Origin of the sequence: Streptomyces sp. NPDC059477 (assembly GCF_042749375.1) — a bacterium.
GTDB lineage: Bacteria > Actinomycetota > Actinomycetes > Streptomycetales > Streptomycetaceae > Streptomyces.
Map to the genome: position 1 here is coordinate 1 of NZ_JBHYUG010000077.1, position 22,944 is coordinate 22,944.

The 22,944-nt window shown below is 72.4% G+C and carries 22 protein-coding genes and 1 riboswitch; of the genes, 9 read left to right on the forward strand and 13 right to left on the reverse strand.

Going from position 1 to position 22,944, the window contains the following annotated elements:
- Positions 1–96: 96 nt before the first annotated feature.
- The 3 genes from ACFXAZ_RS29505 to ACFXAZ_RS29515 all read right to left on the reverse strand — a co-directional run bounded on the left by ACFXAZ_RS29505 (position 97) and on the right by ACFXAZ_RS29515 (position 2,476).
- Complete coding sequence (locus tag ACFXAZ_RS29505; protein WP_384597362.1) at positions 97–492, reverse strand: DUF3040 domain-containing protein; 396 nt, start codon at positions 490–492, stop codon at positions 97–99.
- Between the two features lie 286 nt (positions 493–778).
- Complete coding sequence (locus ACFXAZ_RS29510; RefSeq protein ID WP_384597364.1) at positions 779–1,540, reverse strand: methyltransferase; 762 nt, start codon at positions 1,538–1,540, stop codon at positions 779–781.
- A gap of 381 nt (positions 1,541–1,921) precedes the next feature.
- Positions 1,922–2,476 carry an SAV_6107 family HEPN domain-containing protein gene (locus ACFXAZ_RS29515; RefSeq protein WP_384597366.1) on the reverse strand — a complete coding sequence of 185 codons (555 nt, stop codon included), beginning with the start codon at positions 2,474–2,476 and terminating at the stop codon, positions 1,922–1,924.
- 224 nt (positions 2,477–2,700) lie between these two features.
- Here ACFXAZ_RS29515 and ACFXAZ_RS29520 point away from each other — a divergent pair, with 224 nt between their 5' ends.
- A complete protein-coding gene (locus tag ACFXAZ_RS29520) occupies positions 2,701–3,333 on the forward strand; it encodes a TetR/AcrR family transcriptional regulator (protein WP_384597368.1) in 633 nt (210 codons plus the stop codon).
- 647 nt (positions 3,334–3,980) lie between these two features.
- A complete protein-coding gene (locus tag ACFXAZ_RS29525) occupies positions 3,981–5,474 on the forward strand; it encodes a phytoene desaturase family protein (protein ID WP_384597370.1) in 1,494 nt (497 codons plus the stop codon).
- Between the two features lie 79 nt (positions 5,475–5,553).
- Here the strand turns inward: ACFXAZ_RS29525 and ACFXAZ_RS29530 are convergent, their stop codons facing one another.
- From ACFXAZ_RS29530 to ACFXAZ_RS29555, 6 genes are all read right to left on the reverse strand, one after another.
- Positions 5,554–6,519, reverse strand: a complete 966-nt coding sequence (locus tag ACFXAZ_RS29530) for a hypothetical protein (RefSeq protein ID WP_384597372.1) — start codon at positions 6,517–6,519, stop codon at positions 5,554–5,556.
- A 56-nt stretch (positions 6,520–6,575) separates the two neighbouring features.
- Positions 6,576–7,499, reverse strand: a complete 924-nt coding sequence (gene metF, locus ACFXAZ_RS29535) for a methylenetetrahydrofolate reductase [NAD(P)H] (RefSeq protein WP_384597374.1) — start codon at positions 7,497–7,499, stop codon at positions 6,576–6,578.
- Between the two features lie 208 nt (positions 7,500–7,707).
- Positions 7,708–8,355 carry a thiamine phosphate synthase gene (thiE, locus tag ACFXAZ_RS29540; protein WP_384597376.1) on the reverse strand — a complete coding sequence of 216 codons (648 nt, stop codon included), beginning with the start codon at positions 8,353–8,355 and terminating at the stop codon, positions 7,708–7,710.
- Between the two features lie 212 nt (positions 8,356–8,567).
- A complete protein-coding gene (locus ACFXAZ_RS29545; protein ID WP_384597378.1) occupies positions 8,568–8,933 on the reverse strand; it encodes an Rv2175c family DNA-binding protein in 366 nt (121 codons plus the stop codon).
- Between the two features lie 202 nt (positions 8,934–9,135).
- The gene (locus ACFXAZ_RS29550) at positions 9,136–10,311 is read right to left on the reverse strand and encodes an NAD(P)/FAD-dependent oxidoreductase (protein ID WP_384597425.1); all 1,176 of its coding nucleotides are present in this window, start codon (positions 10,309–10,311) and stop codon (positions 9,136–9,138) included.
- Between the two features lie 174 nt (positions 10,312–10,485).
- Complete coding sequence (locus ACFXAZ_RS29555) at positions 10,486–10,833, reverse strand: hypothetical protein (RefSeq protein WP_384597380.1); 348 nt, start codon at positions 10,831–10,833, stop codon at positions 10,486–10,488.
- Positions 10,834–10,885: 52 nt separating this feature from the next.
- Positions 10,886–10,997: riboswitch (TPP riboswitch) on the forward strand.
- Here ACFXAZ_RS29555 and thiO point away from each other — a divergent pair.
- The 5 genes from thiO (at position 10,995) to ACFXAZ_RS29580 (ending at position 16,541) form a co-directional block, all read left to right on the forward strand.
- Complete coding sequence (thiO, locus tag ACFXAZ_RS29560) at positions 10,995–12,206, forward strand: glycine oxidase ThiO (protein WP_384597382.1); 1,212 nt, start codon at positions 10,995–10,997, stop codon at positions 12,204–12,206. It overlaps the preceding riboswitch by 3 nt.
- Entirely contained in the window at positions 12,203–12,415 is a 213-nt protein-coding gene (gene thiS, locus ACFXAZ_RS29565; RefSeq protein WP_384597384.1) for a sulfur carrier protein ThiS, read from the forward strand. The genes thiO and thiS overlap by 4 nt, the downstream gene beginning before the upstream one ends.
- A 3-nt stretch (positions 12,416–12,418) precedes the next feature.
- Positions 12,419–13,213: a thiazole synthase gene (locus ACFXAZ_RS29570; RefSeq protein ID WP_382692092.1), complete on the forward strand. Its 795-nt coding sequence runs from the start codon at positions 12,419–12,421 to the stop codon at positions 13,211–13,213.
- Between the two features lie 124 nt (positions 13,214–13,337).
- Positions 13,338–15,260 carry a Stk1 family PASTA domain-containing Ser/Thr kinase gene (gene pknB, locus ACFXAZ_RS29575; RefSeq protein WP_384597386.1) on the forward strand — a complete coding sequence of 641 codons (1,923 nt, stop codon included), beginning with the start codon at positions 13,338–13,340 and terminating at the stop codon, positions 15,258–15,260.
- Between the two features lie 336 nt (positions 15,261–15,596).
- Positions 15,597–16,541, forward strand: a complete 945-nt coding sequence (locus ACFXAZ_RS29580) for a deoxyribonuclease IV (protein ID WP_384597388.1) — start codon at positions 15,597–15,599, stop codon at positions 16,539–16,541.
- Between the two features lie 50 nt (positions 16,542–16,591).
- Here ACFXAZ_RS29580 and ACFXAZ_RS29585 read toward each other — a convergent pair whose 3' ends face one another.
- On the reverse strand, positions 16,592–17,224 hold the full coding sequence (locus tag ACFXAZ_RS29585; protein ID WP_384597390.1) for a sulfite oxidase-like oxidoreductase: 633 nt from the start codon (positions 17,222–17,224) through the stop codon (positions 16,592–16,594).
- A gap of 175 nt (positions 17,225–17,399) precedes the next feature.
- Here ACFXAZ_RS29585 and bfr point away from each other — a divergent pair, with 175 nt between their 5' ends.
- Positions 17,400–17,882, forward strand: a complete 483-nt coding sequence (gene bfr, locus ACFXAZ_RS29590) for a bacterioferritin (RefSeq protein WP_384597392.1) — start codon at positions 17,400–17,402, stop codon at positions 17,880–17,882.
- 81 nt (positions 17,883–17,963) lie between these two features.
- Here the strand turns inward: bfr and ACFXAZ_RS29595 are convergent, their stop codons facing one another.
- Entirely contained in the window at positions 17,964–18,212 is a 249-nt protein-coding gene (locus ACFXAZ_RS29595) for a bacterioferritin-associated ferredoxin (protein WP_384597394.1), read from the reverse strand.
- A gap of 206 nt (positions 18,213–18,418) precedes the next feature.
- The gene (locus ACFXAZ_RS29600; protein WP_384597396.1) at positions 18,419–19,774 is read right to left on the reverse strand and encodes a class II 3-deoxy-7-phosphoheptulonate synthase; all 1,356 of its coding nucleotides are present in this window, start codon (positions 19,772–19,774) and stop codon (positions 18,419–18,421) included.
- Positions 19,775–20,100: 326 nt separating this feature from the next.
- Here ACFXAZ_RS29600 and ACFXAZ_RS29605 point away from each other — a divergent pair, with 326 nt between their 5' ends.
- Entirely contained in the window at positions 20,101–21,981 is a 1,881-nt protein-coding gene (locus tag ACFXAZ_RS29605) for an anthranilate synthase family protein (protein WP_384597398.1), read from the forward strand.
- On the opposite strand, the gene ACFXAZ_RS29610 is transcribed toward ACFXAZ_RS29605, so the two are convergent.
- Positions 21,933–22,928: a 2-hydroxyacid dehydrogenase gene (locus ACFXAZ_RS29610; RefSeq protein WP_384597400.1), complete on the reverse strand. Its 996-nt coding sequence runs from the start codon at positions 22,926–22,928 to the stop codon at positions 21,933–21,935. The two genes, ACFXAZ_RS29605 and ACFXAZ_RS29610, sit on opposite strands and share 49 nt — an antisense overlap.
- Positions 22,929–22,944: the final 16 nt, after the last annotated feature.

A 22,944-nucleotide genomic window follows, 5' to 3' on the forward strand; every position in this document is an offset into this window, starting at 1 on the left:
GGGGGGCTGGGCTGTGGCGCCTGCGGGGGGGCCGCCCCCGCCGCGGCCCCCCCCCCCCCCCCCCCCGCGAAGCTCACATCGAGGTGATCATGCGGATCACTGGCCGCCCTGCTGTTCGTCCCGGCGGCGCTGCCAACGTTGTTCGATTCGGTCCATCACGGAACGCTTTTGGCGCCCCTGACGGCGGGCCTGGGGGCCGGCGGCGGCCTGCTCACCTGGTCTGGGGGCCTTGCGCCAACCGGTCACCGCGAGTACCGCGCACCCCAGCATGACGAGGAATCCCACCACGCTGAGCCATACCTGCTTGGCGACCATTCCGGCCATGAGGAGCGCGATACCTACGAGGAAGCCGGCGACCGCCTGGTAGACCCGTCGTCGGGTATACGTGCGCAGCCCGCTTCCCTCAAGCGCTGTCGCGAACTTGGGATCTTCGGCGTACAGCGCTCGCTCCATCTGCTCGAGCATGCGCTGCTCGTGCTCCGAGAGCGGCACGGAATCCTCCTCATCGTGCAGTCGCCGGGGCGACCCGGGGGGTCCCTTCAGGATAGGCAGGGAATCGCCCCCGTGAAACCCGCCCCTCTGCGCCAATTGGCCAACCGGATCCCGCCATGCGCGTCCCGGCCCGCTGAGGCTTCCATTCCCCGGCGGCCGACCCGTCATGCCGGAGCGGTCTCCCTCGATCATACGGCGACAAGCGCCCGATCGGGGGGCCTGTGGCGTACTCCATCGACGCTCAAGCCCTGATCAGCGACGCGTCACGGCAGTGGCCCCAGGCCGCTCAGGTCCCTTGGGTCTCGCCGAGCACATGAAGCTGCGTGGCCACCGCGTGGAACGCCGGCAGCTCGGCCGCCGCGGCCTCCAGCTTGAGCAGTGCGTCCACCGCCCCCGGCTCGGTGTCCACCAGTACTCCGGGCACCAGGTCCGCGAAGACCCGTACGCCGTGCACGGCGCCGACCCGCAGCCCGGCGCCCTCGACCAGCGCGGCCAGCTGCTCGGCGGTGAAGCGGCGCGGCATGGGGTCACCGGCACCCCAGCGGCCGTCCGGGTCGGTCAGCGCCTGCCTGGCCTCGGTGAAGTGCCCGGCGAGCGCACGGGCCAGCACGGCGCCGCCGAGCCCGGCGGCGAGCAGGCTGAGCACGCCCTCGGAACGCAGCGCCGCGACGGCGTTGCGCACGCCCTCGGCGGGGTCGTCGACGTACTCCAGCACGCCGTGGCACAGCACCGCGTCGTAGCCGCCCCGCTCGACCACGTCGAACAGACCGTGGGCGTCGCCCTGCACACCGCGCACCCGTTCGGCGACCCCGGCCTCGGCGGCGCGGCGCTCCAGCGCGAACAGCGCGTTGGGACTGGGGTCGACGACGGTGACCCGGTGGCCCAGGCGGGCGAGGGGCACCGCGAAGTTGCCGCTGCCGCCTCCCGTGTCCAGGACGTCCAGCGCGTCCCGGCCGGTGGCCTTGACCCGGCGGTCCAGGGCGTCCTGGAGGACCTCCCAGACCACGGCGGTACGGAGGGAGGCGCGGGGTCGAGTCGGGTCCGACACGGCAGTTGACTCCTCGGCGCGGCACCGCCGGTGTCAAGGGCGGAGCGAACGGGCTGTCCTCCGGGCCACGGCTTCCCGGGCGGAGGGCCTTTCAGGCGCCACCCACCCTATTGCCTGCACCAGCACACCAGACCATCACGGTGCCGGACCGAACCTCCGGAATACGTCGCCCTGGGTGAGGGGGGTGGGGGTCGCAGTGGGGTGGAAGGCGGAGCGGTGGGAGGCAGGGGCGGGTAGGAGGCGGAGGCAGGGGGCGGATGCCGGTCGGAGCGGCGGTGGGCGGGTGTCCCGGCCGGGGAGGGGCGGGTGGGTGCCGGGGCCGACGCCTGGGGTGGGTGCCGGGCTGCGCCGCTAGAACCGCCGCCGGAAGTCGCGGTCGAGTCATCCGGCGTCCGGTATCTCGGTCTTCTCCAGCGTCCCGTCCGCGTCCGGGCGGGGGGACGGGAGGACCGGCTGGAGCACCAGCATGCGCTCGACGAGGCGGACGAACATCGCCACGTCACGTATCAGGTCGTCGGCGTCCCGGCGGCCGGCCGCGCCCTGGATGCCCGCCTCGGCGCGGGCACGGCGCCGGGCGCCGGAGGCGAAGAGCGCGCTCCACTCGGTCAGCTCGGGCGCTATCTCGGGCAGCACCTCCCAGGCGCTGCGGATACGGGCCCGGCGCCCCGAGACAGGCTCCGGGCGGCCCCGCGCGGCCAGCACGGCGGCGGCGGTGCGCAGGGCGGCGAGGTGAGCGGTGGCGTACCGCTCGTTGGGGGTCTCCAGGACGGCGGCCTCGTCGAGTCCGGCACGGGCCTGGGCGAGCAGGTCGAGGGCGGCGGGCGGGGCCGTGGCCCGGCGCAGTACGGGGTGCACGTCGCCCGCCGGGTCGGTCAGTGAGGGGGCAGGACCGGCGGCGCGTCGCCGACGGGCGGCGGCTGCGGACGAGTGGGCCATGACGAACCTCCTGTCGTCTGTGTGACGGCTCTGTGGCCGTATGTGTCCCATCGTGAGGTATGCCACTGACAATCCGTTCTGACCTGGGCTTTTACCTCGATCGCAAGATCGACACGGGTCGTACGGGTCTGCTGCTCGCCCCTGTCCGGGGCGGCACTCCGGAGCTGAGCCCGTGCCTCCGCCTCCCGCGTCCCCCGGGGCCGGGTGCTGTGAGAATCGGTGGCATGGAAAGCAGGAGCGCCACATCGGGGGCGGCGTCACGTCGTGAGACGACCCGGCAGAAGCTCTACGACGCGGCCGTCACGCTCATCGCCGAGCAGGGCTTCTCGGCCACCACGGTCGACGAGATCGCCGAGCGGGCCGGGGTCGCCAAGGGGACGGTCTACTACAACTTCGCGAGCAAGTCCGTCCTCTTCGAGGAGCTGCTGCGGCACGGCGTGGGCCTGCTCACCACGTCCCTCAGGGAGGCCGCGCAGCGCAACGCGCGCGAGGGCGGCTCCCAGGTGGACGCCCTGGACGGGATGATCCGCGCGGGCCTCGCGTTCGTCGCCGAGTACCCCGCCTTCACCCAGCTGTACGTGGCCGAGCTGTGGCGCACCAACCGGGCCTGGCAGTCCACCCTCCTGGAAGTGCGCGAGCAGGCCGTGGCCGTGGTCGAGGACGTGCTGCGCGGCGGGGTGGACAGCGGTGAGTTCGGCGACGACGAGATCGACATCCCGCTGACCTCCGCCGCGCTGGTCGGCATGGTCCTGGTGGCCGCCCTGGACTGGCAGGCCTTCCAGCCGGAACGTTCCCTCGACGACGTCCACGCGGCGCTGTCCCGGCTGCTCCAGGGCCGGGTGAGCGGGCGCCCCTGACACACCCCGGGGAGGCACGCGCGCGTGGCGGCCGGGATCGGGGGAACGCGAGGAAGCGCCGGTCCGAGATGGCCACGTCCCCCACGGACCACCACCGAACCGACGCTTCCTCGCGTTCCCCCGAAACCCCACACCACCACACGCCCCCCGAGACGGACAGCACCACGCGAAACCCCCCCCACCACCCCCCCCCAGCCCACCCCCCAATCCCCCCGATCCCCCGTTTCCCTGGTCTCCCCCGATCCCCCGGTTTCCCCCGTCCCCCGTCCCCCGTCTCCCCCGTTGGACCGCCGCGCGGGCGGTCCCCCTGGGTTCCCCCGTGCCTCGCTCCCGCCGACCCGGGCCGACGGAAGGAGCGGTCCAGGGCGGCGCCGTTCCGCCGCCCCGTGTCGGCGGTACCGGCGCCTTGCCCCTTTCCGTGTCTCCACTCTCCCGTTCGCGCAGGTCGGGGCCCATCCGCGCGGCTACTCATCTCCGTGTCTAGGTACGGATACTCAGCTCTGCGCACCCGCCCCCAGAACGCACCGTGTCCTGCTGGTGGCGGACCGGCGGGACCGGCACCCCCGCCGGGGTGGGACGGGGGCGGTCCGGGTCACCCGAACGGCCCTGCGGGGGCGTTGTCAGTGGGGGCCGATACAGTCACTGGCATGGCACGGATTGTGGTGATCGGCGCCGGGATGGGCGCGCTGGCGGCTGCCGCGCGGCTGGCCATCGCGGGCCACCGGGTGACGGTGTACGAGCGAGCGGAGACATACGGCGGCGCGGTGCGCCGGTACGAGCGGGACGGCTTCCGCTTCGACACCGGACCGGGCCTGCTGCCGCTCCCCGCGGTCTACCGCGATCTGTTCCTGAAGACCGGGAAAGAGGCACTGGAGGCGTGCGTCGAGCTGGTCCAGGTCGATCCGTCGTCCCGGCACGTGTTCGCGGACGGCACGTCGGTCGCGCTGCCGAACGCCTCGCGCGCGGGCGTGGTCACCGCCCTGGACGAGGCGCTGGGGGCGGGCGCGGGCGGGCGCTGGGGGGACTTCCTGGTCCGCGCGCGGGAGGCCTGGGACCGCACCCGGCGACCGCTCCTGGAGGAGCCGCTGTGGCCGGACTGGCGGGTGCTGGCCGAGCGTGAGCCCTATCCCTCGGTGCCGCACAAGCGTGTGCTGCGCACCCGCCGCGCCGGGACGCTCGCCGAGGTCGGCGCCTGGGAGCTGCGCGAGCCCCGGCTGGCGGCACTGCTGGAGAGCCACGCCCTCGCGCACGGCCTGGATCCGCGCACGGCCCCCGCGAGCGCGGGCGTGCTGCCGTACATGGAGCACGCCTTCGGCACGTGGTACGTGCGCGGGGGCATGCGTGAGCTGGCCCGTGCCGTGTACGAGCGGTGCCTGGCCCGCCGGGTGGAGTTCGGGTTCGGCGCCGAGGTCATCCGGGTGCTGGACAAGGACGGCCGCGCGGCGGGTGTGGAGCTGGCCGACGGGGCGGTGGCCGAGGCGGACTTCGTGGTCGCCGGGGTCGCTCCCGGAGTACTGGACCGCATCGCCGGGACGGCCCGTCCTCAGGCCGGGGCCGTGACCCCGCAGCGCGGGCTGCCCAGCAGGCTGACCGTGCTGCTCGCCCTGCGCGGCGGGCGCCCCGAGGGCACCGCGCATCGCACGGTGGTGCACGCCCAGGACCGGGACGTGGAGCTGGCGTCGGTCTTCGGCTCGGCGCCCGCGTCGGACGCGGGGCTCACCGTCACCGTGCTGCGCCCGGACGACCCGGCGGCGGCGCCCGATGCCGGGCATGAGGCGATCACCCTCACCGCCACTGTTCCGGCGGGCGGCGGGCAGGACGCCGGGGCCGCCTCCCGGCGGCTGATCTCCGTCGCCGAGCGGGCGATACCCGGGCTGCGCGACCGGCTGCTGTGGCACGAGGTCCGCACCCCGGCCGACATCGCCGAGGCGACCGGCGTCGCGGACGGCGCGGTCCCGGCACCGGCCCTGGCGGCGGCGGACGGACGGCGGCTGCACCCGGCCAACTCCACCGCCCTGCCGGGCCTGTTCACCGTCGGGGGCTGGTCCCACCCCGGCGGCGGACTCCCGCACGCGGGGATGTCGGGTGCCCTGGTGGCGGGCCTGATCGTGGAGGGGGCCGACTTCCGCGGTTCACAGTGACCGGTGACCGGTGGTCGGTAGTCTCTGACCGACGGCGACAAGAAACCCGCCGGGGCAGAGGCGACGGCGCTCCGCCGGTTCAGAAGCGGTAGCGCTCGTCGTACGTGGTGTTGTTGCCCTGCGGCTGCTCGTCCCCCTGGTACGGGTACGGCTGCTCCGGCGGGAGTTCGCCGCCGTAGGGGTCGTCGGTGCTGCGCTGCTGGGGGACCCAGACGCCGCCGGGCGGGGTGGCGTCGGGATAGCCGGTGCCGTACTGGTCCTGGCCGTAGCCCTGCTGGTCGTAGGACTGCTGTCCGTAGCCGTGGGCGTCGTAGCCGGCCCCGGAGCCGTACGCCTGGCCGATGTACGGGTCGGAGTAGGGCGCGTAGGGCTGCTGATCGCCCGCGTCGTAGCCGTACTGCTGCTGGTCGTAGCCGGTGTAGCCCTCGTAGCCGTAGCCCTGGTCCGCGCTCTGGGCGGTGGCCGCGTACTGGTCCTGGTGCTGCTGCGCGCTCGCGTGGGCGCCGGTGTCGGCGTACACCCCGTAGGAGCCGGTGTCGTCGGGCAGCGGCTGGGGCTCGTAGACCGCGGTGGTCTCGGCGGCCGAGGGGACGAGGGGGCGGGCGGGGGTGAAGACGTCGTCGCGTTCGAAGTCGTCGAACTGCTGAGTGTGGGCCGCGCGCTCCTCGCCGGGGACCTCGCCGGGCAGCCGGTCCGGGTCGCCGTACGCGCCGGCCTCCAGGTCGGAGACCTCCAGGGTCGGGTCCTGGTGCTCGGGTTCACCGCGGCGGCGTTTGCTGCCGTTCGGGCCGCGGCCGTTGACCGCCCAGCCGGCCGAGAAGCCGCGGCGGAACGACAGCGTGACGTAGGTCTGTCCGACCGCGAACGCGGCGGCGCCCAGCCCGATCACCACGACCGAGGGGATCAGCACGCCGACGACCACACCGAGAAAGCCGCCGAACGCCAGCAGCCGCCAGCGCAACCGGGCCTTGTACTGCAACAGCACCTCACCGAGCAGCCACAACGCGACGATGCCGAACGCGATGTAGAGGACCGTCCAGCCCATGTACGCCCCTCTCCCTGTGGCCGCTACGCAGTGTGTCGTACGCGAGTGCGACCGGTCTAGACCCGCGGAGGATGGTGCAGGCCCAGGTTCTCGTAGATTTCCAGCGTCGCCGTGGAGTTGTTGAGCGTGATGAAGTGCAGTCCTGGGACGCCTTCGTCCAGCAGTCGCGCGCAGAACTCCGTGGCGAACTCGATGCCAATGGAGCGTACAGCCGCCGGATCGTCTTTCGCTGTGAGGATCCGGTCTTTGAAGGTGGACGGAAGGTGAGCATTGCTGAGCTGCGGAAGACGTTCGAGTTGCCGGACGCTGGTGACCGGCATGACCTCGGGGATCACCGGCGTCGCGCAGCCCGCGGCCGTGACCCGGTCGCGCAGCCGGAGGTAGGACTCGGGCTGGAAGAACATCTGCGTGATGGCGTAGTCCGCGCCCGCGCGGCACTTGTCGACGAAGTGGGCGACGTCGCTGTCCCAGTCGAGGGAGCGCGGGTGCATCTCCGGGAAGGCGGCGACGCCGACGCAGAAGTCCCCGGATTCCTTGATCAGCTGGACCAGCTCGGCGGCGTAGGTGACGCCCTGCGGGTGGGCGATCCAGTCGCCCATCGGGTCGCCGGGCGGGTCGCCGCGCAGCGCGAGCATGTTGCGGATGCCGGCGTCGGCGAACTGGCCGATGACATTGCGCAGCTCGGTGAGGGAGTGGTCGACGGCGGTGAGATGGGCGACCGGGGTGAGCGTGGTGTCGGCGACGATCTGCTGGGTCTCCCTGACCGTGCTGGCCCGGGTGGAGCCACCGGCGCCGTAGGTCACGGAGACGAAGTCGGGGGCGACCGCCTCGACCCTGCGCAGCGCGTTCCACAGGCTTCGCTCGCCCTTGGCGGTCTTCGGCGCGTAGAACTCGAACGAGTACGTCTTCTTGCCGGCGGCGAGCATGTCACGCACGGTGCGTGCGCGGTCAGTCCTGGTGGACGCGGTTCCGAGGGCCATACCCGCAGATTAGTGGCGGCCCGCCGGGCACCCAACCGGAGTCTGGATATTTGCCCGATTTGCCGGGCTGCTGTCCAGCCCTTGGACACACTACGGACCCGCCCTGACCGAAAGTGGCGCCCCCTTTGGCTAATTTTCACCCGATGGCTCAGCCAGGTCCACGTCAGACTCCGCCAGGTCGCTTCATCGGACCACCGTCGGGCCCGCGTCAGACCTGCCGCAGCCGCCGGGCGAACTCCGCCGCCGCCGCTCCCGGGTCGTCCGCCTGGGTGATCGCCCGGACCACCACGGCCCGGCGGGCGCCCGCCGCCAGCACCTCGTCCAGATTGCCCAGGTCGATGCCGCCGATGGCGAACCACGGACGGTCCGTGCCCAGCTCGGCCGTGGCGCGCACCAGGTCGAGGCCGGGGGCATGGCGCCCCGGTTTGGTGGGGGTGGGCCAGCAGGGGCCGGTGCAGAAATAGTCCACGCCGTCCTGGACGGCCGCCGCCGCGGCTTCGGGTCCGGCGTGGGTGGAGCGGCCTATCAGGACATCGGCGCCGAGGATCGCGCGCGCGGCGGGCACCGGGAGGTCGCCCTGTCCCAGGTGCAGGACGTCCGCCCCGGCGGCGTGGGCGACGTCCGCGCGGTCGTTGACGGCGAGCAGTCTGCCGTGCCGCGCGCAGGCCTCGGCGAACACCGCGAGGTGCTCCAGCTCCTCCGCGGCCTCCATGCCCTTGTCACGCAACTGCACGATGTCGACGCCGCCGGCCAGCGCGGCGTCCAGGAACTCCGGCAGATCGCCCTGCCGCTTGCGCGCGTCCGTGCACAGATACAGCCGGGCGTCGGCGAGCCGCTCGTGTGCGCTGTCGGCCATGAAGGGTCCCCCGGGAAGTCGATGGGCGGCGCCCGCACCGGGCGGGCGCCGTTCGTACTCGTGGCGTACGGGCCGTCGGCCGGCGGCCACTGTGGGCCGCATCGGCGGTCACGGACCGTGACCTGCACGGTCCGTGCGCCCGCGCGGCCGTGGCCGCACGGGACCGCGGCCCGTACGCCGGACATATGGTCAGCTCGGCGTGCTCGTCCGGATCAGACGGCGAGCGCCTGGGCGCGCCGCTTCACCTCCGTACCACGATTCTCGCTCAGTGCCTGGGCGGGGGTGCCGGGCAGGGTCGGGTCGGGGGTGAACAGCCACTCCAGCATCTCTTCGACCGTGAAGCCGTCGTCCCGCAGCAGTGTCAAGGTGCCGGACAGGCCCTTGACCACCTTGTCCCCGTCGAGGAAAGCGGCGGGGACGTGCAGCGCGCGGTTCTCACCACGGCGTACGGCGATCAGCTGGCCGTCCTTGACCAGCTGCCGCACGCGGGTCACCTCGACGCCGAACTGTTCGGCGATGTCGGGGAGGGTCAGCCAGCCAGGGACGAGAGCATCGATCTTTGCGTCAATCTCGGTCACGTCACCAAGACTGCCATCTGGGACTGACAGCCGGTAGCCGAGGCGCGTCCGCCCGTCGGCCCAAAGGTCGCTCCGGCGTCGCCCGGACGCCACCGTCAGGCCACCGACGGGCGTCCCTCGCGCGACACACGGACCGGCGCGCGCCACCCATTTCAACCCAATTCAACCCATTCCGGCCTGAACTGACCCGCCTCAGCCCGCCTCAGCCCGCCAGCGTCGCCGATTTCAGCGGCTGCGTCGGGTCGGGCAGCAGTTGTGGGTCCATCACCGTCCCCGCCTCGATCAGCCGCCGTCCCTGGGCCAGATCCCTCGGGCGGCCCACCGCCAGCAGGGCGACCAGCCGGCCCTCGCGCAGCCAGCAGACGGACCACGCCGGGCCCGCCGGGTCGCCGCGCCACACGGTGCTGTCGGCGGCGGCGTGATGCCCGGCGTACTGCACGAAGCGGCCGAACTGCTCGGACCAGAAGTACGGCACCGGGTCGTAGACGGCGTCGGACCGCTCGCCGTCGACGATGTTCGCGGCGACCATGCGCGGCCCCTGGAGGGCGTTGTCCCAGTGGTGGATCAGCAGCCGCTCGCCGTAGCGCGCGGACGGGAAGGAAGCGCAGTCGCCGACCGCGTAGACGTCGGGCGCGGACGCGCGCAGCCGGTCGTCGGCGACGACCTCGCCCTGGGCGCCCCGGGCGATCCCGGAGCCGGTCAGCCAGGCCGTGGCGGGGCGGGCGCCGATGCCGACGACGACCGCCCCGGCGGGTACGCGCGTGCCGTCGTCCAGGAGGACCGCGCCGGGCTCGACGCGCTCCACGCGCGCGTGCGTGCGCAGGACGGCGCCGCTGTCGGCGTACCAGCCGGTCATCGGCGCGGCCACCTCGGCGGGCAGCGCCCCGGCGAGCGGCCGGTCGGCGGCCTCCACGACGGTGACCGCGCAGCCCGCCTCGCGCGCGGCGGTGGCGAACTCGGCGCCGATCCAGCCCGCGCCGACCACCACGATGTCGTGCTGGCGGGCGAGCACCGGCCGCAGCCGGGCGGCGTCGTCCAGGGTGCGCAGCAGATGCACCCCGGGCACGCCCTCCGCGCCGGGCAGCCGGATCGGTTCGGCGCCGGTGGCCAGCACCAGGACGTCGTACGGGACGGGCCCGGCCTCGGTGTCCAGTTCGTGCTCGGCGGGGCGGACGCCGGTGGCCTCGCGGCCGAGGTGCAGCTCGATGCCGAGGGACTCGAAGTCGACCTCGAAGGCGGAGTCCTCGGCCTTGCCGAGGAGCACGGCCTTGGACAGCGGGGGACGGTCGTAGGGCTGGTGGGGTTCCGCGCCGATCAGCGTCACGGTGCCGGTGAATCCCTGCTCGCGCAGGGCCACCGCGGTCTGCACCCCGGCCATCCCGGCGCCCACCACGACCACGTGCCGCGGCCCCGGCGCCGCCGTCTGCTCTCTGTCCACGCTCACCCGATCACCTTACGCACCTGACAATGCGTCAGTCAGCCGGTCCGCCCGCGTGACGTCCCGCACACCCTTCACTCTCCCCACGCCCTCCATCTGCCCCACACCGTTCACCTACCCCGCGTGCGGCACTTCCTCGACCACGCTCGTCCCGCTCCCCGGCTGCGACTCCCACTCCCACGTCTCCAGCAGGCGCACCCGCCCGTCCGGCAGCAGGGTCACCACCGACACGCAGTGCCCGCCGGACGTCGTCCCGTCGGCCTTGAGCTGGACGTACCGGAAGTCCAGCCGGTCGCCCGCGCGCGTGCCGGTCAGAAACCCGCGGACGACATCGCCGCCCGTGTACGCGGCCCAGATCTCGCCGTCCTTCTCGTGGTACGTGAACCGGGTCCGGGTACCCACCTGACCTGGGGCCTGATCGGTGACGGGGGCGAGGACCAGACCGTCCAGCGACCGGGGCATCGGGGCGGGCTCCCTTACAGAGGCGTGGATCCAAGGGCTAGGCTGCCCAACGTAAAGCACTCGCGGGAGCCCGGACGCACCGGGCTGAGAGGGAGGCTGGCGGCCTCCGACCGTACGAACCTGATCCGGGTCATGCCGGCGAAGGGAGGGGCTGAACGCCCGTGTCGTCCGTCACGCACACAGCTGTCACCCACTCATCTGCCACGCGCACACCTCCGGGCCATGCCGACGTTCTCGTCGTCGGGGGCGGTGTCATCGGGCTGGTCACGGCCTGGCGGGCCGCACAGCGCGGGCTCGCCGTGGCCGTGGTCGACCCCGCGCCCGGCGGCGGGGCCGTCCAGGTGGCGGCCGGGATGCTCGCCGCCGTCACCGAGCTGCACCATGGCGAGCAGACCCTGCTCGGCCTCAATCTGGCCTCGGCCCGCCGCTATCCGGAGTTCGCGGCCGAGCTGACCGATCTCACCGGCCAGGACCTCGGCTACCGCCGCTGCGGCACGCTGGCCGTCGCCCTGGACACCGACGACCGCGCGCATCTGCGGGAACTGCACGCCCTGCAACAGCGGTCCGGCCTGGACTCGGAGTGGCTGTCCGGGCGGGACTGCCGCCGCCTTGAGCCGATGCTGGCCCCCGGGGTGCGCGGCGGGCTGCGGGTCGACGGGGACCATCAGATCGACCCGAGGCGGCTCGCGGCGGCCCTTGTGACGGCCTGCGAGCGCTCCGGGGTGGTCTTCCACCGCACCTGGGCCGAACGGCTGGCAGTGGCCCGGGACCGCGTCACGGGCCTGGTCACGCGCGACGGGACCGAGCGGGCCGCCGGGCAGGTGGTGCTGGCCGCCGGGAGCCTCAGCGGGCGGCTGGCGGGCGTCCCGGACGCCGTACGGCCTCCCGTGCGGCCGGTGAAGGGGCAGGTGCTGCGGCTGACCGTGCCCCCGCGGTACGCGCCCTTCCTGAGCCGGACCGTCCGCGCGGTGGTGCGCGGCAGCCACGTCTACCTGGTGCCGCGCGAGAACGGCGAACTCGTCGTCGGCGCGACCAGCGAGGAACTGGGCTGGGACACGACGGTGACCGCGGGCGGCGTGTACGAGCTGCTGCGCGACGCCCATGAGCTGATCCCCGGCATCACGGAGCTGCCGCTGACCGAGACCCGCGCGGGACTGCGGCCCGGCTCCCCCGACAACGCGCCGCTGCTCGGCCCGACCGGCCTGCCCGGCCTGCTGCTGGCGACCGGGCACTACCGCAACGGCGTGCTGCTCACCCCGGTCACCGGCGACGCGCTGGCGCACGCCCTGGTGACCGGGGAACTCCCCGAGGAAGCCCGTCCGTTCACCCCCCGGCGGTTCACCGCCGGCGCACTCACGGAGCAGCCCGTATGAGCCTGTCTGTCACGATCTCCGTCAACGGCGAGCCCCGCGAGGTGGCTCATGGCACGGCGCTGGACGCGCTGGTGCGCGCCCTCACCCCGGCACCCTCGGGGGTCGCCGCCGCTCTCAACGAAACCGTCGTCCCGCGCGGGCAGTGGCCCCGGACCACCCTGTCCGAGGGCGACCGCGTGGAAGTCCTCACCGCCGTCCAAGGAGGCTGACCCATGGCCGACGACCCGTTCGTCCTCGCTGGTACGTCCTTCACCTCCCGGCTGATCATGGGCACGGGCGGGGCGCCCAGCCTCGATGTGTTGGAACGCGCGCTGGTGGCGTCCGGTACGGAGCTGACGACCGTCGCGATGCGGCGGATCGACCCGGGTGTGCACGGCTCGGTGCTGTCGGTGCTGGAGAAGCTCGGCATCCGGGTGCTGCCCAACACGGCCGGCTGCTTCACGGCGGGCGAGGCCGTGCTCACCGCCCGCCTCGCGCGTGAGGCGCTCGGCACGGATCTGATCAAGCTGGAGGTCATCGCCGACGAGCGCACCCTGCTGCCGGACCCGATCGAGCTGCTGGAGGCCGCCGAGACCCTGGTGGACGACGGCTTCACGGTGCTGCCGTACACCAACGACGACCCGGTACTGGCGCGCAAGCTCCAGGACGCGGGCTGCGCGGCGATCATGCCGCTGGGCTCGCCGATCGGCTCCGGCCTCGGCATCCGCAACCCGCACAACTTCGAGCTGATCGTCGCGCACGCGCGCGTGCCGGTGATCCTGGACGCGGGCGCCGGTACGGCCTCGGACGCGGCCCTCGCGATGGAGCTGGGCTGCGCGGGCGTGATGCTCGCCTCGGCCGTGACCCGCGCGCAGGAGCCGGTGCTGATGGCCGACGCCATGCGGCACGCGGTGGAGGCGGGCCGGCTCGCCCACCGCGCGGGCCGCATCCCGAAACGCCACTTCGCCCAGGCGTCCTCACCGACGGCCGGCCGGGCGGACCTGGACCCGGAACGGCCGGCGTTCTGAGCGCCGCCGCCCCGCGCGCCGCCCGCTCCGCGCCCGCGCCGTCACGGTCACAGCTCTGCTGCAAGCCGTCACCCGATCGGCGCAACCGGCGGCGCTGTCGGTGCCGGCTCGTACACTCACCTGCGTGGACACGACCCTTCGGGACCCTCTGATCGGGCAGTTGCTCGACGGCAGGTACCGCGTCGACGCGCGGATCGCGGTGGGCGGGATGGCCACGGTCTACCGGGCCGTGGACACCCGCCTCGACCGGGTGCTCGCGCTGAAGGTGATGCACCCGACCCTGGCCGCCGACGCCTCGTTCGTCGACCGGTTCATCCGTGAGGCCAAGTCGGTCGCCCGGCTCGCGCACCCCAATGTGGTGCAGGTCTTCGACCAGGGCGCGGACAGGTCGTACGTCTATCTCGCCATGGAGTACGTCGCCGGGTGCACCCTGCGGGACGTGCTGCGCGAGCGCGGGGCGCTCCAGCCGCGGGCCGCAGTGGACATCCTGGAGCCGGTGCTGGCCGCGCTGGGCGCCGCCCACCGCGCGGGTTTCGTGCACCGCGACATGAAGCCGGAGAACGTCCTGATCGGGGACGACGGCCGGGTGAAGGTCGCGGACTTCGGCCTGGTGCGGTCCGTGGACGCGGCGACCGGCACCACGGGCGCGGTGCTCGGCACGGTGTCGTATCTCGCGCCCGAGCAGATCGAGCACGGCACGGCCGACGCGCGCGTGGACGTGTACGCGTGCGGGGTGATGTTCTTCGAGATGCTCACCGGGGGCAAGCCGCACGCCGGGGAGACCCCGGCGCAGGTGCTCTACAAGGCTCTCCACGAGAGTGTTCCGCCGCCCTCGGCCCGGGTGCCGGGGCTGGCGTACGAGCTGGACGAGCTGACCGCCGCCGCCACCGCGCGCAACCCCGGTGTCCGGCCGCACGACGCGGTGGCGCTGCTCGCGCGCGCCCGCGACGCGCGGGGCGCGCTGACCGACGCCCAACTGGACGCGGTGCCGCCGCAGGCGCGGGCCGAGCGGCACGACAACGCCGAGGACCGGACGAGTGTCATCCCGCGCGCGCTGACCGTGCGTCCGCTGCCGGTCGACGGGGACGAGCGGGAGGAGTTCCACCGGACCAGCCGACTGGCCGCCGCGCCGCCCGGCCCGCCGCGCCGCCGTACCGTCCGCCGACGGCGGCTGACGCTGACCCTGGTCACGGCCGTCCTGCTGGTCTTCGGGGTCGGCGCGGGCGTCTGGTACATCAACTCGGGCCAGTTCACGCAGGTCCCGGCGGTGCTGGGGCAGACCGAGGCGGAGTCCCGCGACCGGCTGGCGGACGCCGGGCTGGACGTGGGCGAGGTCCGGCACGCCTACAGCGACACGGTCGAGCGGGGCGCGGTGATCAGCACCGACCCCGGGCCGGGCAGCCGCATCCGGCAGAACGACTCGGTCACGCTGACCGTGTCCGACGGCCCGGAGACCGTGCGCGTGCCCGATGTGCAGGGCATGCTGCTGGCGGACGCGCAGGCCCTGCTGAAGGACGAGGGGCTGGAGCCGGGCATGGTCACCCGGGAGTTCGACGACGAGATCGCCAAGGGCTCGGTCATCGACAGCGATCCGCGCGGCGGCACCGAGCGCCGCGCGGGCTCGGCGATCGCCCTGCTCGTCAGCAAGGGCCGCCCCATCGACGTCCCGGACGTCACCGGCGAGGACATCGACGCGGCCCGGGAGCGGCTCCAGGAGGCCGGGCTGACGGTGCAGATCGCCATGGACCGGATCAACTCCGAGATCGACGCGGGCCAGGTGGCCCGCCAGTCACCGGCCGAGGGCACCCGGCTCGCCGAGGGCGACAAGGTGACCCTGACCCTGTCCAAGGGTCCCCGGATGATCGAGGTCCCGGACGTGGTCGGCGACAACGTGGACGACGCCCGGCAGACCCTGGAGGCCGCCGGTTTCCAGGTCCAGGAGGACCGGGGCCTGCTCGGCCTGTTCGGCGACTCGGTCAGCGACCAGTCGGTGGACGGCGGCGACACGGCCCCCGAGGGTACGACGATCACCCTCACGATCCGCTGACCTGCCCCTACCACCCCGCCAGCCTCGACAGGCCCGCCGACCCCAGGCACCCCACCGCCCCTGCCTGCCTCTGCCGACCTGCCAACCCCAGCCACCCCATCGACCTCGCCGACCTCGGCGGACCCGCCGACCCCGCGGACCCGCTGATCCCACCGATCCAGCCGGCTCCACTGACCCGCTGCCCGCACTCTGACCCACTGCCCGTGATCCCGCTGACCCACTACCCCCGCTGATCCCACTCCCCCGCCGCCCCGACCACCCCTGGGCCGACCCACCGACCGCAGGGCGGCCCCACCGGCCGCCGGGGTGCCCACGTCCGCGTGAAACCCTGACCCGGTGAACAGCAAGCAGTCCCCGAAACCCGGCGCGACACCCCACAAGCCCGCACCCACGCACGCGCCCACACCCGCCCTCGCCCCCGGCCGCCCCCGCAACCCCATCGGCAGCCACGTCCCCGTCGCCGGTGGACTCGACCGGATCGGGCTGGCCTACGCCCGCGAACTGGCGGCCGAGACGGTACAGGTCTTCGTGGCCAACCCGCGCGGCTGGGCCACGCCCGTGGGCGATCCCCGGCAGGACGAGGCGTTCCGGGCGGCGTGCGCGGCGGAGTCGATCCCGGCGTATGTGCACGCGCCGTATCTGATCAACTTCGGCTCCCACACCCCCGCGACCGTCGAGCGGTCCGTCGAGTCGCTGCGGCACTCGCTGCGCCGGGGCCGGGAGATCGGCGCGCTCGGGGTCGTGGTGCACACCGGCAGCGCGACCGGTGGCCGGGAACGTTCGGTGGCGCTGAAGCAGGTACGGCAGTATCTGCTGCCCCTGCTGGAAGAGCTGACCCAGGACGACGACCCGTTTCTGCTGCTGGAGTCCACGGCCGGCCAGGGCTCCTCACTCTGCTCGCTGACCTGGGACTTCGGCCCGTACTTCGAGGCCCTGGACGCCCATCCCAAGCTCGGCGTCTGTCTCGACACCTGTCATGTCTTCGCCGCCGGGCACGATCTGACCGGCCCGGACGGGATGCACCGGACGCTGGATCTGCTGGTGGGGACGGTCGGCGAGGGGCGGCTGAAACTGATCCACGCCAATGACTCCAAGGACGTGGTGGGCGCACACAAGGACCGCCACGAGAACGTGGGCGCCGGCCATATCGGCGAGGAACCCTTCCGCGCGCTGATGACCCACCCCGCCACCGAGGGCGTACCGCTGATCATCGAGACCCCCGGCGGCACCGAGGGCCACGCGGCGGACGTGGCCCGGCTGAAGCGGCTCCGCGGCGCGTAAACCGGCGCACAACCCGGCGCACAACCCCCGCCGAATACCCCTACCGACCCTTACAGCTCGGGCCCTTCCCCGAGCTGTTCCTGGTAGGAGTACCGCTGTTCCTTCCAGGGATCGCCGATGTTGTGGTAGCCGCGCTCCTCCCAGAAGCCGCGGCGGTCGGCGGTCATGTACTCGACGCCCCGGACCCACTTGGGCCCCTTCCAGGCGTACAGATGCGGCACCACCAGCCGCAGGGGGAAGCCGTGCTCGGCGGTGAGCAGCTCGCCGTCCTTGTGGGTGGCGAACATCGTGCGCTCGGCGTGGAAGTCGCTCAGCCGCAGATTGGAGCTGTAGCCGTACTCCGCCCATACCATCACATGGGTGACATCCTCCGCGGGCGGCACAAGCTCCAGGATGGTCCGGGTGAGGATGCCGCCCCACTCGGCGCCGAGCATGCTGAACTTCGTCACACAGTGCAGATCGGCCACGACGGTGGTGTACGGGAGAGCCGTGAACTCCGCGTGGTTCCAGCAGCGCTTCTCGCCGTCGGCGGTGGCGCCGAAGACCCGGAACTCCCAGCGCTCGGGACGGAACTTGGGCACCGGCCCGTAGTGGGTGACCGGCCAGCCACGCTGGATCCGCTGACCTGGTGGAAGCGCGGAATCCCTCGCTTCTGCTGATTCGCGTTCCACCGGCTGACCCATGCCTTCCATCCTGACAGACCCGGGGCACTGCACCTGACCAGGCCCATCCAGAAACGGGCAATTCCCACTAAGCATGCCCTTACTTACTAAGCACGCACTTACTGGACGATCTTCGGCGCCGGTGACATTATTCCGCCGCACCCTCCCAGTCCTCCAGACGGAAGGAGCCTCTGCGATGCAGGGCGACCCCGAGGTCATCGAATTCCTCAACGAGCAGCTGACCGGTGAGCTGACCGCGATCAACCAGTACTTCCTGCACGCGAAGATGCAGGAGAACTTCGGCTGGTACAAGCTCGCGAAGTACACCCGGCACGAGTCGTTCGACGAGATGCGGCACGCCGAGACGCTCACCGACCGGATCCTGTTCCTGGAGGGGCTGCCCAACTATCAGCGGCTGTTCCATGTGCGGGTGGGCCAGACCGTGACGGAGATGTTCCAGGCGGACCGGCAGGTCGAGATCGAGGCGATCGACCGGCTCAAGCGCGGGATCGAGGTGATGCGGGCCAAGGCGGACATCACCTCCGCGAAGATCTTCGAGGCCATCCTGAAGGACGAGGAGCACCACATCGACTATCTCGACACCCAGCTCGAACTGGTGGAGAAGCTCGGGGAAGCGCTCTACATCTCGCAGATCATCGAGCAGCCCGAGACGAGCTAGCGGTCGAGGAAAAGCCGGACGGAATCAGCCGGACGGAATCAGTTGGGCGGAATCAGTCGGGCGGAGTCGGCCCGGCGACGGCTACGCGGCCTCTTCGAGGCCGGGCAGGTCCGGCTTCGACAGCACCGGCATCCCCTGGTCGGCCAGCTCCCGGCGCGGGCACGCGCCCCGGCCGAGCAGCGCCTGGATCCGCCGTACGCACGAACCGCAGTCGGTGCCCGCCTTGCTGGCCGAGGCGATCTGGCGAGGAGTGCAGGCGCCGTCCGCCGCATGCTGCTTCACCTGCTGCTCGGTGATGCCGAAGCAACTACAGACGTACACGCGGTCCACCTCCCGCCGGGGATCGACAAGAAACGCCGTCCCGATGATCGGTGAGGCAAACCTAACCTTACCCGTCGTTCAGCCGACCGAAAAGTGCCATGGGGCGCGGATCACATCGATCCGCGCCCCATGGCATCTCACGTCGCCCCATGTCAGTGCATGTCGGCTGTCAGCGCATGTCGGCCCATGTCATCACCGGTCGCCCGGCGAAACCCCTACTGGTCGCGGTACATCTCCGCCACCAGGAACGCCAGGTCCAGCGACTGGCTGCGATTGAGCCGGGGGTCGCAGGCCGTCTCGTAGCGCTGGTGGAGATCGTCGACGAAGATCTCGTCGCCGCCGCCCACGCACTCGGTGACATCGTCGCCGGTCAGCTCGACATGGATGCCGCCCGGGTGGGTGCCCAGCGCCTTGTGGACCTCGAAGAAGCCCTTGACCTCGTCGAGCACGTCGTCGAAGCGGCGGGTCTTGTGGCCGGAGGCCGCCTCGAAGGTGTTGCCGTGCATCGGGTCGGTCACCCACACCACCGTGGCGCCGGACGCCGTGACCTTCTCCAGCAGCTCGGGGAACTTGTCGCGGATCTTGTCGGCGCCCATCCGGACGATGAAGGTCAGCCGGCCCGGCTCACGGTCGGGGTCGAGCCGCTCGATGTACTGGAGCGCGTCCTCGGCCGTGGTGGTCGGGCCCAGCTTGACGCCGATCGGGTTGCGGATCTTCGACGCGAACTCGATGTGCGCGTGGTCCAGCTGCCGGGTGCGCTCACCGATCCACACCATGTGCCCGGAGACGTCGTACAGGTGCCCGGTGCGCGAGTCGACGCGGGTCAGCGCGGACTCGTAGTCGAGCAGCAGCGCCTCGTGCGAGGCGTAGAACTCGACCGTCTTGAACTCCTCCGGGTCGGCCCCGCAGGCGTGCATGAAGTTGAGCGCGTTGTCGATCTCGCGGGCGAGCTGCTCGTAGCGCTGGCCGGACGGCGAGGAGCGGACGAAGTCCTGGTTCCAGGCGTGCACCTGGCGCAGGTCCGCGTAGCCGCCGGTGGTGAACGCGCGCACCAGGTTCAGCGTCGACGCCGACGCGTGGTACATGCGCTTGAGGCGCTCCGGGTCCGGGATCCGGGCCGCCTCGGTGAAGGCGAAGCCGTTGACGGAGTCGCCCCGGTACGTCGGGAGCGTCACGCCGTCGCGGGTCTCGACCGGCTTGGAGCGCGGCTTGGAGTACTGGCCCGCGATCCGGCCGACCTTCACCACCGGCACGGAGGCGGCGTACGTCAGCACCGCGCCCATCTGGAGCAGCGTCTTCAGCTTGGCCCGGATCTGCTCGGCCCCGACGGCATCGAAGGCCTCCGCGCAGTCGCCGCCCTGAAGGAGAAACGCCTCCCCCTTGGCGACGGCCGCCAGACGGGCGCGCAGCTGGTCGCACTCGCCCGCGAAGACGAGCGGCGGATACGACTCAAGGTCCGCAACGACAGCGCGCAGAGCCTCGGGGTCGGGGTATTCGGGCTGCTGCGCCGCGGGCAGGTCACGCCAGCTCGCCTGAGCGGCGACGGCTTGGGAATCAGCGTTCACGGTCACGACACAACCCTACGGTGTCCATTCCCCGTGTCCGGTCCATGCCCAGGAAGTGAGACACCGGACACGCACGGTGGACGGACGGCCATGGGGTAAGGTGCCCGGCATGTTCGCGCACTCGCATCAGACCTCGCACCAGACCTGGTGGTGGACCGCTCATCCGGCGGCCCACTGACTGCGCGTACCCAGACTCGCGAAGGCCGCCCCGAGGGGCGGCCTTCGGTGTTTCCGAGGCCCGGCCGCTCCTCCCTCACCGATCTCCCCGATCGCAGATCGCAGATCGCAGATCCCGAAGAGATCTCCCGGATCCCACAGAGATGGAGCCCACCGTGGACCTCACCGCCCTGCTCACCGACCCCCGCCCGTTCGCCCTGCTGCGCCGCCGCACCCCGGGGCACGACCACGACACCGTGGAGCTGCTGCTCGGCCCGGTGACGGCGTACGAGCGGCTCGCCGACCTCCCCGGCCAGGGGCTGGCCCTCGTCCCCTACCGGCAGATCCGGGAGCGCGGCTTCGACGTCCGCGACGACGGCACCCCCCTGCTGGCCCTCACCCCCGAGGAGACGCACACCCTGCCCCTCGCGCGGGCCCTCGCCCAGCTCCCCGGGCATGACGTGCGGGTCGAGGGCGGTGGCTTCGACGTCGGTGACGAGGAGTACGCGGAGATCGTCGGGCGGGTGCTGGACGAGGAGATCGGCGGCGGCGAGGGCGCGAACTTCGTGATCCGGCGGACGTACGAGGGGCGGATCCCGGGGTTCGGGCGGGCCGACGCCCTCGCCCTGTTCCGGCGGCTGCTGGAGGGCGAGCGGGGCGCGTACTGGACCTTTGTCGTGCACACCGGGGAGCGGACGCTGGTCGGGGCCAGTCCCGAGGTGCATGTGCGGATGTCGGGCGGCACGGTCGTCATGAACCCGATCAGCGGGACGTACCGCTACCCCGCCGAGGGGCCCACCCCCGAGCACCTGCTCGCCTTCCTCGCCGACGGCAAGGAGATCGAGGAGCTGTCGATGGTGGTGGACGAGGAACTGAAGATGATGTGCACGGTCGGCGACATGGGCGGGGTGGTGGTGGGGCCCCGGCTGAAGGAGATGGCCCATCTCGCGCACACCGAGTACGAGTTGCGCGGGAAGTCCTCGCTGGATGTGCGGGAGGTGCTGCGGGAGACGATGTTCGCGGCGACCGTCACCGGCTCGCCCGTGCAGAACGCCTGCCGGGTCATCGAGCGGCACGAGAGCGGCGGGCGAGGCTACTACGCGGGCGCGCTGGCCCTGCTCGGCCGGGACTCCGGGGGCGCGCAGACCCTGGACTCGCCCATCCTGATCCGTACCGCCGACATCGGCGCGGACGGCCGGCTGCGGGTCCCGGTGGGCGCCACCCTGGTGCGCGGCTCGGACCCGGCGGGCGAGGTCGCCGAGACCCACGCGAAGGCGGCGGGCGTCCTGGCGGCGCTGGGGGTACGACCGTCCCGGCCGGGTACGGACGCCACGCGCCCGGCGCTGTCCGACGACCCCCGGGTGCGGGCGGCGCTCGACGGACGCCGGGCCTCACTGGCACCCTTCTGGCTGCGGATGCAGGAGCGCGGCGACACACTGGACGGACACGCCCTGGTGGTCGACGGCGAGGACACCTTCACCGCGATGCTCGCGCACGTCCTGCGCTCCTCGGGGCTGACGGTCACCGTCCGCCGGTACGACGAGCCGGGGCTCAGGGAGGCGGCGCTCACGCATGACGGCCCGCTGGTGCTCGGCCCCGGCCCCGGCGACCCGCGCGATCTCGCCGACCCCAAGATGGCCTTCCTGCGCGACCTGACCGCCGAGGCCGTGCGCAGCCACCGGGGCGGGGTGCTCGGCGTCTGCCTCGGGCACGAGCTGATCGCGGCCGAGCTGGGGCTGGACATCGTACGGAAGGAGGTCCCGTACCAGGGGGCGCAGGCGGCGATCGAGCTGTTCGGGCGGACGCGGACCGTGGGCTTCTACAACAGCTTCGTGGCGCGGTGCGACGACGAGGTGGCCGAGGAGCTGGCGGCGCACGGCATCGAGGTGAGCCGGGCGGCGAACGGGGAGGTGCACGCCGTGCGCGGGCCGGGCTTCGCGGGGGTGCAGTTCCATCCGGAGTCGGTGCTGAGTCTGGACGGGGCGGCGGTGGTCGCCGGGCTGATCGGTCAGCTGCGGGGCACCAGGACGTTCTCGGAGCGGCGGCCGGCCCGGTAGTCCAGGACGTTGGTGAGCGTGGTGGCGACGATCTGGCCGACGGCGTCGGCCGTGTAGTACGCCTGGTGCGAGGTGACCAGGACGTTCGGGAAGGTGACCAGGCGGGCCAGAGTGTCGTCCTCGACCGGTTCCAGGGACTTGTCGAGGAAGAACAGGCCCGCCTCGGCCTCGTACACGTCGAGGCCGACGCCGGTGAAGCGGCCCGCGCGGAGCTGGGTGACCAGGGCCGCGCTGTCGATCAGGCCGCCGCGGCTGGAGTTCACCAGGATCGCGTCGTCCTTCATGGCGGCGAGGGCGTCGGCGTCGATCAGATGGCGGGTATCGGGCATCAGCGGGACGTGCAGGGTGACCAGGTCGGACTCGGCCAGGAGCCGCTCCTTGGGGACGTACTTCATACCGAGGTCCGCGCAGGCCGGGTTCTCGGCGATGTCCCAGCCGAGCAGGCGCATGCCGAAGCCGTGGGCGATCCGCGCGAAGCACTCGCCGATCTTGCCGGTGCCGAGGACGCCTGCGGTGCGGCCGTGCAGGTCACGGCCCATCAGTCCGTCGAGCCGGAAGTCGAAGTCGCGGGTACGGGTCGCGGCGCGCACGATCCGCCGGTTCACGGCCATGGCGAGGGTCCAGGCGAACTCGGCCACGGAGTACGGCGAGTAGGACGACACCCGGGCGATGGTCAGGCCGAGCCGCTCGGCCACGTCGAGGTCGATGTTGTTGAAGCCGGTCGAGCGCTGGGCGATCAGCCGGGTGCCGCCGGCCGCGAGGGTCTCAAGGACGCGCGGGCCGAGGTCGGCGTTGACGGAGGTGGAGATGATCTCGTAGCCGTGGGCGATGGGCGCGGTGTCCGCGTTGAGGAAGACGTCCAGGCAGCGGACGTCGTGGTGGCCGCGGAACGCCCGCTCGATCAGCGGCTGCTCATCGGCCTGGACCCCGAAGGCGAGAAGCTCCATGGACCGAATATAAGAC

Bases quoted from the DNA above. Each gene is read 5' to 3' on its own strand.
- ACFXAZ_RS29515 (WP_384597366.1), bottom strand. From the start codon at position 2,476: ATGGCCCACTCGTCCGCAGCCGCCGCCCGTCGGCGACGCGCCGCCGGT.
- ACFXAZ_RS29520 (WP_384597368.1), top strand. From the start codon at position 2,701: ATGGAAAGCAGGAGCGCCACATCGGGGGCGGCGTCACGTCGTGAGACG.
- ACFXAZ_RS29525 (WP_384597370.1), top strand. From the start codon at position 3,981: ATGGCACGGATTGTGGTGATCGGCGCCGGGATGGGCGCGCTGGCGGCT.
- ACFXAZ_RS29530 (WP_384597372.1), bottom strand. From the start codon at position 6,519: ATGGGCTGGACGGTCCTCTACATCGCGTTCGGCATCGTCGCGTTGTGG.
- metF (WP_384597374.1), bottom strand. From the start codon at position 7,499: ATGGCCCTCGGAACCGCGTCCACCAGGACTGACCGCGCACGCACCGTG.
- thiE (WP_384597376.1), bottom strand. From the start codon at position 8,355: ATGGCCGACAGCGCACACGAGCGGCTCGCCGACGCCCGGCTGTATCTG.
- ACFXAZ_RS29550 (WP_384597425.1), bottom strand. From the start codon at position 10,311: ATGGCCGGGGTGCAGACCGCGGTGGCCCTGCGCGAGCAGGGATTCACC.
- ACFXAZ_RS29555 (WP_384597380.1), bottom strand. From the start codon at position 10,833: ATGCCCCGGTCGCTGGACGGTCTGGTCCTCGCCCCCGTCACCGATCAG.
- thiS (WP_384597384.1), top strand. From the start codon at position 12,203: ATGAGCCTGTCTGTCACGATCTCCGTCAACGGCGAGCCCCGCGAGGTG.
- ACFXAZ_RS29570 (WP_382692092.1), top strand. From the start codon at position 12,419: ATGGCCGACGACCCGTTCGTCCTCGCTGGTACGTCCTTCACCTCCCGG.
- ACFXAZ_RS29585 (WP_384597390.1), bottom strand. From the start codon at position 17,224: ATGGGTCAGCCGGTGGAACGCGAATCAGCAGAAGCGAGGGATTCCGCG.
- bfr (WP_384597392.1), top strand. From the start codon at position 17,400: ATGCAGGGCGACCCCGAGGTCATCGAATTCCTCAACGAGCAGCTGACC.
- ACFXAZ_RS29610 (WP_384597400.1), bottom strand. From the start codon at position 22,928: ATGGAGCTTCTCGCCTTCGGGGTCCAGGCCGATGAGCAGCCGCTGATC.